Below are 13,101 nucleotides of genomic sequence, written 5' to 3'. Positions count from 1 at the left end.
AAAATATGCTGATGCAAGAAACATCCCATATCAAGACAATACGTTTGATTTAGTAGTTACCTCTCCGCCCTATGTCAATGCGGTAGATTACCCAAGAACTCACCAGTTAGAAATGTATTGGTTGGGGCTTGCAAATGGTTCTTTGGCTGAACTAAAAAAAGAACAAATTGGAACAGAAAGTGTAAGTGCAGAGTTATACAAAAAGTTTCACTCTATTGGTATAGAAAGTGCGGATAAAGTACTCAAAAATATTTATGAGATAGACCCAAGGCGCTCATACATTTGTTACAAGTACTTGGTAGATATGTTTCAAAATATGCAAGAAGTGTATCGCACTCTTAAAAAAGGCGGTAGATATATTATTGTAGTAGGTAATAACGTTGTACGTAAGCAAAATTTTGAAACTTGGAGATATTTAATGCCGCTTGCAGAGCAAATAGGGTACACTATTGAGTGTCATTTTGGCTCTGAAATTATTAAACACTTTATTAAAGTTCCAAGAGAAGAACGTATTAACACTGATTGGGTAATTGTCTTACAAAAATAGAACCAATGAGAAAAAATAATTTAGACCGTAATGAGTTGGGCAAAAAAGCCGCAGTAGAGAATTTAGGTTTTGTATTCATTTTCAATGAAACACAAAGTTAAAGTTGAATTTTATCTTGTTTACCATTCATTATCAAGTACTTACAAGATTAAATTTTGTCTAGGTGGGCTTAGTTTATTAGCTGCTTGCGTGAGGCATGCGAAGGGCGTGCGTCAGCACGGTGCGCAGCGAAGCGAAGCACCGAAGCGATAGCGTAGCCCGTAGCACGCCGACCTTTTGGGCATGAGCTCAAGCGAATGCCCAAAAGGGCACGCCCAAAAAAATATCTTTATCTTTTCAAATTCTGCTTTTCTAATTCGTAGTAATAATTGCGTATCAAGTTCTGATAATCAATTGTGTAGCCAGGTTGTAAAGATTTAAGTAGTTCTCTACGAATCTGTTCCCGCTGCTTTTCTATTTCAATTTGTGCAGGTGATTTTCTTTCTACTTCTTTGGCTTGTTGAGCTTCTCTTTCATCATCAATGTCTCTCTCTCTTAAAGAACGTGTGGCATTTAGCAAACGAGTAACTATCTGTTGCTGGCGAATGAACGTTTCAGGCGTAATATTAAAGTTCATCAAGTCTTTTTCATTTTCTTCCATTTGTTCAGCAATTTTGGATAAATCACCGAGGATTTTTTCACCTTCGGGGGTAGCTTTGTCTTTATTAGGTAGGTTATTTTCGCCGCCATTTCCGCCAACCGCACCATTTTTCATTTGTTCAGCGAGCTCCTCTAACTGCTGGCGAAGCGCCTCTTGCTCTGCTGCCATGCGTTTGAGAGCATTTTTCTGTGCTTCGGATAAATTTTTACCGTTTTCGCCTTTACCTTCTTTGATGAGCTGCTCCAATTGTTTCATCATCTCTTCTTGTTTTTTAGCTAATTCTTGTAAAGACATTCTGCTTTTTCCTTTTCCACCTGGTTTTTTGCATGCCCCCGCAGAACCTGGCATTTTGTTTTTTACATCCTGCTGCATTTGCTCTAACGCCTCACTAAGCATGTTTGCTAAATTATTCAAGCTGGTAGTTGCATACTGTGCACTAGTGATTGCGGGACTATAATACCGGTTTTCTAAGTGCTTTTTAGATTGATTTTGATACTCTTGAATTTTGCGAACTTCATCTGACACATATCCTTTAATTTGAGGTGCTTTTCGGGCTAAGCTTCTCAAGCTATCGGCAACCATTTTGAAGTCATCAATTAGCTTATCTTGCTTACGTGCATAAGATTTTACATTTGGATTATTGTGTTTAAGATTTTTGACCTCTTCTTTAAGCGCCTCTTGCTCAAAAGATAAGGATAAGGTGTTTTCTAAAATTTGGCGAAGATCTTCAATATTAGCTTGTTCTTGTTCTAGTTCCCCTTCTGCTTTCATTTGAGCGAGCGCGTCTGCCATTTGCTGCATCTTTTGAGCAGCATCTTTTTGGTTTTTAGCTGCTTTGTTCATGTTGCCTTTGTTCATGTTTTCTTTACTTTGCTGCATGTCTTGCTTAACTTTATCCGCATCTTGTTTAACAGCTTGGTTTTTGGAGTTTTCTTGCTTATCTAACTCTTTTTGCAAATCGCCAATTTCGTTAAGCTCTTTTTTTACTTCATCCATTTGCTTGTCTAAAAGGTCTTGTTGTTTTTGGAGTTCATCTACTTGTTTTTTGGCGTCCTTACTTTCTGTTTTGTTAGCTAGTTCATTTTGCTTTTTAGCCATTTCTTGCAATTGTTTAATCAAATTCTCTAACTTTTGCTCTAATTGTAGCCGTTTGAATAATTCTAACATGCGGTTTAGCTCTTCTTTGAGTTTATCAGAGTCTTTTTTGAGTTCTTCTATATCTTTTTTTAGCTCATTAAAGTTCATTTTTTGCATCAGTTCTTGCATGCGCCGCATGAGCTCTTCTAGCTTTGGATTTTTAAGCTCTTTAAGTATCTTTTGAAGCTCTTCATACTTTTTAGTAAGGTCTTCGCTAATCAAGTTGTTATTTTGAAGTTTTTGTTTTTCGCGTTCCATTTGTTTGCTGATTTGTTCTGCTTTTTTGCGAAGTTCCTGCTGCTGCTGAATGAGTTCTTGGAGTTGTTTTTTATCCTGCCAATCCATTTTGTTTTGTTGTAGTAATTTTTGTTGTAGTTTTTGGTATTCCTCATTAAGCTTTTGAGCTTGTTTGCTTATTTCACTCAAACCTTCGGCTATGCTGTTACTATTCTTTGAAGCTTCATTGAGCATTTCTTTTACACTTGGAAAGCGAGCGACTAAGGTAGGCGTTTTAGCAGCTTTGTAACCGTTTATAACGTCATTGTCCCGAACTTCTAAATAATACTCTATCTCTTCCTCAGGTTCAATAGATAGAGGTAGTACATCCCAAACGTATGTACCTTTTTGTTGAATATTTTTAGGTTCAAAAGGCAGAGGGATACTTGTAAATTTTTCACTTACCTTTTCAGCCTTATTACTTTTCTTAAACCGATAAAAAATTTTTAAACTCGAAAAGCCGTAGTCATCTACCATTTCATAAGAAAGAGGTATCATTAATCTATCATCTAACTTAAATTCGCTTTGTGCGTTTTCTAAAAGAATGGAAGGATATTTATCAGGTACTACTTGTACTGCGTACCGTACAGTATCTTTGTTAGGGATGTTGTGTTTAGAATATAGCTGAATAAAATAGCTGGTATTTTGCAAGAGCGTTTTTTGATAAGTAAAAGTGTTTTTTTGCTTTTCAAGTACATTGATATGGTTATCTGCCCATACAAATTGAGCTTTTTCTGTAGCTTGGGCTTGTATAGTCCAATAAGCGCGCGTACCTGCTAGGGCATAAATATCACCAACGTTTGTAGGTAAAGTGTCGTTTGCTTTTCCTGTGTATTCAGGATAGTCTAATATAACTTGGAACTGTCCAATAGTTGGGCGTTCAAGTACTTGGATTTGGTAAATATCCGAACTAACTTCATCGCTGCCAATATAATACTGTGAAAGTTGAGTAATGTTTTTAATCTCACCTATAAACTTACTTCCCTTTTTGTGTAGAGGTAATTTCTCGAATTGAGTTTGAGAATTTGTCTTGTAAAACAAATATGCATTTTCAGGAAGGTACTTTCCTTTTGTGGAGATGTACAAAGTTAGATCTTCGCCTTTTATGACCGATGTATTTCCTGGTTCAACGATGAACACATAAGGAGGTGGGGGAATAAATTCTTTGTCATAGTTCCATAGGCGGTAAGATGAACCAGTTACAAAGCGAGGTGCAATTAACGCAGTGAGTGCAAAGCCCCCAAAAAACAGCCAAAATAGCCTTAGTCGTTTTATATTTTCTCGAAGTTTGATAGCATCTGCAAAAGGGATAGGTGAAAGTTGTTTAGACTTTTGTTCTATACTTGCTTTGAGTAAAGCAGCCTGTTCGGGCGTAAAAATAGGAGTGTGTTTATCTGTGGAACTCAAATGAAGTACATTTATGAGTTTGTCTTTCACTTGGGGAAAGTGTTGTCCAATTTGTAGCGCAGCTTCTTCGTAGGTTAGACCTTTTAGGATGCGGTAGTAATACAAGCTAGGTCGCAAAACAAACCATATTAACATTCCTACAAATCCGCATAAGGCGCCGTAAAATAAAACAGTGCGATAATAGCTACTCAAATTTCCAAAGCCCTCTATCAATACCAAAGACCAGTAAGCTGCTAATGTATAGGTCAGTAGCCAAATACTTCCTTTTATCACATCGTATAGATAGTATTTTTTTATGTATGCATTGATGTTTTGCAATAAGGTTTCCATACAATTTGCACAAATCTATGTAAAGATATGCATATTCGCTCAAATATACAACAATCGTTTAGGTAATATGTTCTTGAAAGGTAATTTATTTTTTTGGTGTGCCCTTACCCGCGTTTCGCTGCGCTCATGCGGGCAAGGGCGGCGTGCTGCGAGCTACGTGCGGAATGCCCCGACCCTTGCGTTAGCAAGGGGCACGCCCAAAAAATCAAACTATCTACTAAAACTGAACTTTTATCTAACTACCATACCGATAGGCTGAATAGATAACTCATTCTTAAACGCATTTGGGTCCCTGTCCATTGTGTTTAGATTGATGACACTTACAAAACCATTATTACCTGCACAATCAGAAGCATGATGAGGAGGCTCTACGCCGTCAAAGTTCTCAATAGCTACATAAGCAACTCTTTTCTGCGGATGCACACGCACTACTCTGGGCATATTCCCAAGTCCCCATATTTTTTTAGTTAAAGTAAACGTATTTAAGTCTATTACGCAAACACTGCCCTTTCCTAAAAAAGAAGCATTCTCGTCCTCTTGACAAGCTACTAATAAAGTGTTTGTCTGTTTGTCAATATCAAACAGAAGTGGCTTTTTGCCTACATTAACTCGTCGCGTAATAGCATCGGTAACGGGGTTGATTTCTATCATTTCATTGCTTTTTGAACACGAAACATATAGCCTTGTTTTGTCTTGATTAAACATTAAGTCATAGGGATGGGTATTCACTTTGCCTATTGAGGGATTATCTGTCAAAATGTTTTCTAAAATATCACCTGTAACTAAGTCTATTTTATACACAGTGTTGCTCAAATATCCTGCTACGTAGGCAGTATTATTGTCGTAAAAAACTAATCCGTGAGGTTTTCCACCTATGCCAGATATAATTTTAGTAACCGTCATATTAGTTAGGTTGACCACAGCAATAGCAGGATTACCTGAATCATAATTACTTACAATTCCTTTTGTACCATCAGGAGTAATACTAATGTGGGCTACTTGACCAAAGCTAGGAATTTCTAAGCGTGCTACAAAACTATCTACTTCTGCATCATATTTTTCAACTGCTTTACCTTCAATTAAAGTTACGTACCAGTACTTTCTATCAGGAGAGATATTCAGATAATGGGGGGATTGAATAGGACCTATTCCATTGCCCTCTTTGAAGCGTAAATGTCTTTTGCTACCTACCCCAATGTATCGCATTTGTAAATTAGTTTCAGTGTCAATAATCGTAACTAAATCACAACCTGAATTGACCACATACAGTTTGCTGCGGTTAGTATTGTCAGAAAATTTGACAAATCCGTGTTTATTGGGTGCCCCGGCTGTAATCCAATTTTTAATTTTGGCTACGCTTGCAGAGTCTAAGGGAGGAGAAAAATAAGAAGGAGGCATAATTGGCAGAATACTGTTTCCCAAAGCAGGATAAGTATTACTGTGTAAAAATAGATAACTCAAATTAGGTCTGTATGGGATAATTACTGAACCATAACTTGCCCCCTTCATAGCATTTTCCCATGTATCTAGAGCTAGGGAAGCAGGATTAGTTTTACCATCGTGGCAACCTGCATTTGCACAGTTTTGCGTCATGAGGGTAGCAATTTCAGTAGGGTATAAGGTTTCTACAGGTGCAGATGAACTATGATTAGATGGAGCAGGTTTATCTTTTTTGCAACTTATCAACAAGAACAAGAAAAAGAAGAAACATATCAACAAAAAAAGCCTTGAACGCATATTATTCATGTTATCTTCAAAAATACGAAATTTTAGCATACATTTAACATATATTTAATAACGTATCAACTATAAATTTTGTATTCACAAGATTTGATTTGATAAATTTAAGTTCTATTTCATTCATATGAACTGGCATCAACAAAACATAAGCGATATTTTATCACTCTTAAATACTTCCAGAAATGGTTTAAACAATGAAGTAGCAAAGCAGCGATTAAGTCAATACGGAAAAAATATCCTTCCACAACTACACAAAGTTGGTATAGGCAAAATTATTTTACATCAGTTTACTAGTCCTTTGATATATGTTCTTTTGGTAGCAGGGGGAATATCTTTATTTATACAGGAGTATAAAGATGCTTTTTTCATTTTTTTTATTATTTTTATCAATGGTAGTATAGGGGCTTACCAGGAGTGGCGAGCAGAGAAAAGCGCGTTAGCCCTACGAGAGATGATGAAATCAAAAGCTAATGTTATTCGAGAAGGAGAAAAAAAGAGTATAGACTCTTCCGAGTTGGTACCAGGAGATATTGTGTGGTTGGAATCGGGGATTAAAGTGCCTGCTGACATGCGTATTATAGAGTCTCACGGATTAACCGTGGAAGAAGCTCTTCTTACAGGAGAGTCTTTACCTGTGGTCAAGGAAAGCGAAGTTATTCAGGGAGAGAATGTTGCCCTTGGTGACAGAAAGAACATGCTATTTGCAGGTACGACCGTTACAAGAGGTAGAGGGCTAGCTGTAGTAGTCGCCACAGGTTTACAAACCGAGATAGGTAAAATTGCACATTCGATTAGGAATGTAGGTGTTCAAAAAGTTCCATTGATAGATCGTATGGAACGTTTTTCTAAAAAAATTAGTGTAGCTGTATTAGTTGCTACGATTGCAGTAATTCTAATAGGCTTAATAAGAGGGATTGCTCTGTATGAAATATTTTTTGTAGGTATAGCTATGGCTGTTTCTGCTATTCCAGAGGGGCTACCTATAGCTATGACGGTAGCTTTATCCATTTCGGCATCTCGGATGGCAAGAAGAAATGTAATTGTTCGCAGGCTTTCTGCAGTAGAAGGATTGGGAAGTTGTACCTATATTGCTTCCGATAAAACGGGTACACTTACGCTAGACCAGCAGACAGTTAGAGAAATCATTTTCAAAGATGGAATAAAAGCAAAAGTCACGGGTCAAGGCTATAATGGAGAGGGCAAAATTGAAGTAGAAGATAAATATGAAGATAAATTGATGCAAATTGTTGAAGCTGTTACAATATGTAATGAAGCTGTATTAAAAAAAGAAAAAAACACATGGACCTATGAAGGTGACGCTATAGATGTAGCCTTGTTAGCTTTGACTTACAAGGCAGGTATAACTCCTGGGGATATCTACCAAAAAGTAAAAATTTTTGCTCAGATCCCTTTTGAATCTGAAAATAAGTACGCTGCAACTTTCTATGAAAAAGATAATCACAAATACATAGTAGCTAAGGGTGCTATTGAAGTATTAGTACCTTACGTCTCAAATGAGCTCGAAAAGAAATACTTTTTACAAAAAGCAGAAGAGTTAGCTGCTAAAGGGTATCGGGTAATTGCTATATTAAAGGGCAAACTCATAAATGAGGAATACAAACTTCACACAGATTTGTCCATTCTTGGGCTAATTGCTCTAATTGATCCTATTAAGCCTGAAGCAAAAGAGTCTATCAAAAAATGCCAGCAAGCAGGTATAAAAGTAGCTATGATAACAGGTGATCATCCTACTACTGCATTAGCAATTGCACAGGAACTTGGAATTGCTGCTGATAAAGATGAAATTATTTCAGGAGTTGAGTTAAGTATGTTATCTAAAAGTGAGTTATCTGAAGTAGTAGATAAGAAAAGAGTATTTGCTCGTGTTTCGCCGCAGCAAAAAATGGATATTGTAGAAATACTTCAAGAAAAAGGAAACTTTGTAGCGGTTACAGGCGATGGTGTCAATGATGCTCCTGCCCTAAAAATAGCTCACATTGGTGTAGCCATGGGCTACGGAACTGATGTAGCTAAAGAAGCAGCATCTATCATCGTTACAGACAATAATTTTTCCTCCATAGCAGCAGGAGTAGAAGAGGGTAGATATGCTTACGATAACATCAGAAAAATTATTTACCTTTTAATATCCACAGGACTAGCAGAAATTTTAATGATAATATTATCCCTAATAGTAGGACTACCTGTACCTTTTTTAGCAGCTCAACTGCTATGGTTGAACTTAGTAACCAATGGTATTCAGGATATATCTCTTGCCTTTGAAAAAGGAGAAAAGGAAGTGATGAATTTCCCTCCGAGAAACCCGAAAGAAAGTATATTTGACAAAAAAATGATTACACAAGTTGTTATTGCAGGTATTTCTATGACATTAGTAGCGTTTTTTGTATGGTACTTATGCACCAAACAGTTTAACTATACAAAAGAAAGTGCAAGAAATCTAACATTACTAGCTATGGTTTTACTCCAAAATTTTCATGTGTTCAATTGTCGATCAGAAAGAAAGTCTATATTCAAAGTTCCCCTTTCTCACAATTGGATACTCATAGCAGGAGTAGGTATTGCCCAAGCTGTACATATTATAGCTATGCATATTCCTTTTCTTGCAGAAATTTTACACATTCATCCTGTAAGCATACAAGAGTGGGTATATGTGTGTTTAGCATCCATGTTAGTTGTGATTGTCTCTGAAGTATACAAACTAATATCAAAAAAATAAAGACTTTAAAATATATGTCAATCAGTAATTTCAATATTTACATCAAACAAAAGTAGTTTTTGGGGCTATGTTTGTTATAAGTTTTCCACTTTTGATTTTATTTTTTACATTTGCATATCCAAATCAAACGAAACATGGAGAACCATCTTAATCCTTTTATCAATGTAGAGTCACCAGAAAATTTTGAGCAAAAATGTCTTTGTACGTTGGTTTTAGATGTGTCAGGTTCTATGTCAGGTCAGCCCATAAGTGAGCTAAACAAGGGTTTGCAAGACTTCTATACCACAGTTAAACAAGATTATGTTGCGGCATCACGTTTAGAGGTTAGCATTATTACTTTTGGTAGCCAAGTAGTTATGATACAAGCACCTTCATTGATAGATGGCTTTACTATGCCCACTTTACAAGCTAATGGTTCTACACCTTTGGTAGATGCAGTGCGCATGGCTATTAAGCAAACTCAACTTCGCAAAGAGTGGTATAAATCCACAGGACAGCCTTACTATCGCCCTTGGATAGTTTTAATTACAGATGGGGAACCTGACAGCGACCAAGATATGGAAGGATTAAGTCAGGAGATACGCAAAGGCGTGGACAGTAAAAGTTTCTTATTTTATGCAGTAGGCGTACAAGGATACAATCATCAAAAGCTATCTTATATTTGTCATCCTAATATGCCCCCTCTACCTTTGAAAGAACTGCGATTTAGTGAGTTTTTCAAATGGCTTAGTGCTAGCATTACAATTGTAACGCACTCAAAAGAAGGAGATAGAATTCAACTGCCCTCTGTCAGCGGTTGGACACAAATAGATATTTGATAGGTTTGTTATTTGTATTTTATGTACTCTTTTGGTGTCCAAAACATATTAGGGGCAAATCCTGGATTCGCATCAAAAATTACTTGATTCTGAAAGCGCTTGTGAATAATTATCCTTTCTTTAGGTTGCCATAAAAATATATAAGGCTGTTCTTGATAAATAATTTTTTGTAGCTCGTAGTAGAGCTTTTTTCGTTTGTCGGAGTTCAACTCTCTTCGTATCTGTTCAATAAGCTTATCTGCTTGTGTGTTGTGAAAACCTATAAAATTACTTCCTCCTTCAATACTTTTAGAATGAAAGATTTGATATGGGTCAAAAGGTGCAGGTTGAAGTGTCCATGCAGAAGCATAGAGGTCAAAATCCCTATTTTTTAGCCGCTGAATAAAGACATTCCCTTCTTGATTAACTACGTTAATTTTAATTCCAGCAGGTTTTACACTCTGCTGCATCATTAAAGCAATATTTTGGTTAGTTACACTACCTGAAACCGTTATAAATTCAAAAGTTAGCTCGTATTTTTTGCCGTTAATTACCTTATCTCTTATGCCATTATTGTCAGTATCTTTCCAACCTGCTTCATCTAATAGTTCCTTTGCTTTTTCTACATCGTAAGGAATGGGCTTGAATTCAGGATTAAACATTTCTTTATTATTATTCAAGCCAATAGTGGATAATCGTGTGCCATAGTTGTAATAAATCTTTTCTAACATTTTATCTACTTCTGTTAAATAAGCCAGTGCACGCCGCACTTTTACATCAGCTAATGCGGGGTGAGTGTTATTTTTAGGTAAGTTGTTCAATCCTATGTACATAAAAGCAAGCTGTGTGTTGGTATAAAAATTAAAGTGCTGCTTCATAATTGGGTTTTGCTTAATCTCATCAAAATCTTTAGGCGGAATACCAAACATTACATCTAAATTACCTGCTTTCATCTCTGTGATAGCTGTATTGACCGTACCTGTAATTTTATAGATAATTTTGTCAGGATATGCTTGAAAGGCACTGTGTTCATGACTATGTTTATAGCCCCACCATTGTGTTTTTCTTTTAAGAATAACCTGCTGTTGAGTATCCCATTTTTCTAAAAGATATGCACCTGAACCTGTGAGAAACTTTGGGTTTCTCATGCGAGTGGGGTCATTAAACTCTTCTGCAAACTTCATGAAATCAGAGTTATTTTTCAGTTTTTCTCTTCCATTGACAACATCAGTAAAACTAAATTTTGCCATTCTATTACCTTCATCGTAGATATAACGCGGCAAAACATACATAGAACCTATCACATATCGGGAAAGTATGTATTTTTCTTTGAGAATAAAGGTAATTTTTCGGGGATTATCAGGGTATAGCTCAATGTCTTTGATAGTAGCAAAATAAGGTTTAATTACATCAGTTTGTGTGTAAGGGTGTAAAACAGCTTTTAAGGTAAAAAGAATATCTTCGGCTAAAATAGGGCTGCCATTATCCCAAATGGCATCAGGGCGAATTTGATAAGTGTATCTTAATCCATCTTCCGAAACTGTGGGCAAATCTTGAGACAAAAGGGGTTTTTCAACGTTGGTAACATAATCTAAAACTGTCAAAGATTGATACAGGAACGGAAAAATATACATGGAGTATGCAGAAATACCCATAAAAGGATTAAGGTTATCAGGTTCTGTAAGAATTCCTAAAACAACCCAATCTCCAAAAGAGGGATCTTTTTGAGTAGTAGAATAGTTTTGTATTTTATTTTTTTCGGGTTTGGGACATCCTAAGAAACAAAGGCTACCCAATATAATCGCAAGTTTAGAAAGCCATTTCATACTTTTGCTACAAGATCTTAAACTCTACTCTACGATTGATGGCTCTATTTTCATCAGTAGTATTGGGTACGATAGGTTTAGTTTCTCCGTAGCCGCGAGGCACAATCCGATTTTTATCTATCCCTTTGGAGATAATGTATTCTGCTGCAGCCTTAGCGCGATTATTTGAAAGAATCATATTGTAGTCATCTTTTCCCCTATCATCAGTATGAGCGCTTAGTTCTATTCTAATTTCAGGATTTTCTTGCATCAAACGAACTACTTTGTCTAATTCAATGTAAGACTCGGGCTTGAGTTTGTAAGAGTCAAAATCAAAATATATGTGATTGAGGGGAACGGGCTTATCTTTTTTGAGTTTTTCCAATTTGATATCTTTGTCTATTTCTTGGTAAGTAGTAATTTCTTTTGCGTTTATTTCCATTGAGTTAAAAAAGTAGCCTTTGGCAGAAACTGTAATTTCGTAGTCCTTGCCAGTTGGCACTACTACCATGTAAGTACCGTCGTGAGCATTGTTTTCTTGCTCTATGAGAATTTCTTTGGTTTCTAAGTCGGCTACTTGTATTTTAGCGGGAACAGGCTTTTGAGTGGTACTATCTGCAATAGTGCCTTCTACAACAATGTTTGTAGTAGCAGGGCGGTATTCAGGGGGGATACCTACGTAAAAGATATCCCAATTGTTACCTGCTTTTGAAGCAATGTACATTTTATCGCATGCTGCGTTGATTGAACCTGTGTTATCAGGTCCACTAGTGTTCATAAAGTCAAGTGCTTGGGGATTACTCCATTTTCCATCTGGACCTAATACAGATTTGTAGATATCTAAGTCCCCTTTACCACCAGGTCTATAAGAAGCAAAATAAAGCGTTTTTCCATCAGGCATGATGCGCGGTATACGTTCACAACCTAAATTAACAGGTGGAGGTAATTTTTGAGGTTCACCCCAAGAACCATCAGGCTGCTTGTAGGATACATATAATTCATAACATTCTAATCCTGAGTTAGTTTTATTATTGCTTGACTTGTTATCTCGCATAAAGTAGAGTGCTTTTCCATCCGCAGAAATGGCAGGAAAGCCGTCGTAGCCTTCTGTATTTATAGGAGGACCTAAATTTGTTGGTGTTGTCCATTCTTTGCCTTTTCTACGAGAGACCCATATATCCATAGCGCCCATACCTTTTTCATCTGTGCAGAAGTACAAGTAATTGCCGTCATAGCTCAAGCAAGGTCCGAATATGTAGGTTTTGCTTTCAAAAAAATTGTTAATGTTGGATAAGTATTTAGGTTCAGACCATTTTTTAGTTTTTTCGTCGTATTTAGATTCGTAGAGTTTGTACACTCCCCCTTGTCGGCTGCTTTGAAAAATAATAGTTTTGTCATCGGGGCTGATAGCAGGAGCATATTCTGTGTGTGTAGTGTTAACAGGGGCGCCAATAGAATGTAACTGTTGGGCTGATTCAAGTTTAGCTATGCTCAATGCTATCAATACAGGAACAAAACGTTTCATTGTAGCAAAAATACAACTTTATTTGGAATTTTGTTTTGAAGTGATTTTAGGTCTAAAAGATACTTTTTTGGGCGTGCCCCTTGCTAACGCAAGGGTCGGGGCATTCCGCACTGCGCTTCGCTTCGGTGCTTCGCTAACGCTTCGCACTGCCTATCGGCATGCT

Annotated in this window: 10 protein-coding genes; 4 read left to right on the top strand and 6 right to left on the bottom strand. The window is 36.8% G+C overall.

Translation table 11 applies throughout. The features are described from left to right. Positions 1–547, top strand: a 547-nt coding sequence (locus NZ519_06660) for a hypothetical protein (GenBank protein ID MCS7028433.1), incomplete at its 5' end; no start/stop codon positions are given. A 169-nt stretch (positions 548–716) separates the two neighbouring features. Here NZ519_06660 and NZ519_06655 read toward each other — a convergent pair. Both NZ519_06655 and NZ519_06650 read right to left on the bottom strand, forming a co-directional pair. After that, positions 717–851, bottom strand: coding sequence for a hypothetical protein (locus NZ519_06655; protein MCS7028432.1), 135 nt, complete (start codon positions 849–851; stop codon positions 717–719). Between the two features lie 24 nt (positions 852–875). After that, positions 876–4,337 carry a hypothetical protein gene (locus tag NZ519_06650; protein MCS7028431.1) on the bottom strand — a complete coding sequence of 1,154 codons (3,462 nt, stop codon included), beginning with the start codon at positions 4,335–4,337 and terminating at the stop codon, positions 876–878. 67 nt (positions 4,338–4,404) lie between these two features. Between NZ519_06650 and NZ519_06645 the strand changes: the two genes are divergently transcribed. Further along, positions 4,405–4,596, top strand: coding sequence for a hypothetical protein (locus tag NZ519_06645; GenBank protein ID MCS7028430.1), 192 nt, complete (start codon positions 4,405–4,407; stop codon positions 4,594–4,596). Here the strand turns inward: NZ519_06645 and NZ519_06640 are convergent. Further along, a complete protein-coding gene (locus NZ519_06640) occupies positions 4,569–6,026 on the bottom strand; it encodes a hypothetical protein (GenBank protein MCS7028429.1) in 1,458 nt (485 codons plus the stop codon). The two genes, NZ519_06645 and NZ519_06640, sit on opposite strands and share 28 nt — an antisense overlap. Positions 6,027–6,201: 175 nt before the next feature. On the opposite strand from NZ519_06640, the gene NZ519_06635 reads away from it, so the two are divergent. Both NZ519_06635 and NZ519_06630 read left to right on the top strand, forming a co-directional pair. Further along, the gene (locus NZ519_06635) at positions 6,202–8,811 is read left to right on the top strand and encodes an HAD-IC family P-type ATPase (GenBank protein MCS7028428.1); all 2,610 of its coding nucleotides are present in this window, start codon (positions 6,202–6,204) and stop codon (positions 8,809–8,811) included. 110 nt (positions 8,812–8,921) lie between these two features. Further along, positions 8,922–9,629 (top strand): VWA domain-containing protein, encoded by a 708-nt coding sequence (locus NZ519_06630; GenBank protein ID MCS7028427.1) that lies wholly within the window; start codon positions 8,922–8,924, stop codon positions 9,627–9,629. Positions 9,630–9,637: 8 nt separating this feature from the next. Here the strand turns inward: NZ519_06630 and NZ519_06625 are convergent, their stop codons facing one another. Genes NZ519_06625 through NZ519_06615 form a run of 3 tightly spaced genes read right to left on the bottom strand, consistent with a single transcriptional unit; the run spans position 9,638 to position 13,085 of the window. After that, complete coding sequence (locus NZ519_06625) at positions 9,638–11,434, bottom strand: ABC transporter substrate-binding protein (protein ID MCS7028426.1); 1,797 nt, start codon at positions 11,432–11,434, stop codon at positions 9,638–9,640. Between the two features lie 7 nt (positions 11,435–11,441). Further along, positions 11,442–12,938 (bottom strand): OmpA family protein, encoded by a 1,497-nt coding sequence (locus tag NZ519_06620; GenBank protein ID MCS7028425.1) that lies wholly within the window; start codon positions 12,936–12,938, stop codon positions 11,442–11,444. Positions 12,939–12,956: 18 nt separating this feature from the next. Next, positions 12,957–13,085, bottom strand: coding sequence for a hypothetical protein (locus tag NZ519_06615; GenBank protein ID MCS7028424.1), 129 nt, complete (start codon positions 13,083–13,085; stop codon positions 12,957–12,959). Positions 13,086–13,101: the final 16 nt, after the last annotated feature.

This window comes from Bacteroidia bacterium (assembly GCA_025056095.1).
Classification (GTDB): Bacteria; Bacteroidota; Bacteroidia; order JANWVE01; family JANWVE01; genus JANWVE01.
Note: the sequence above shows the minus strand (reverse complement) of the source record. Positions and strands in the feature narration are given on the sequence as shown.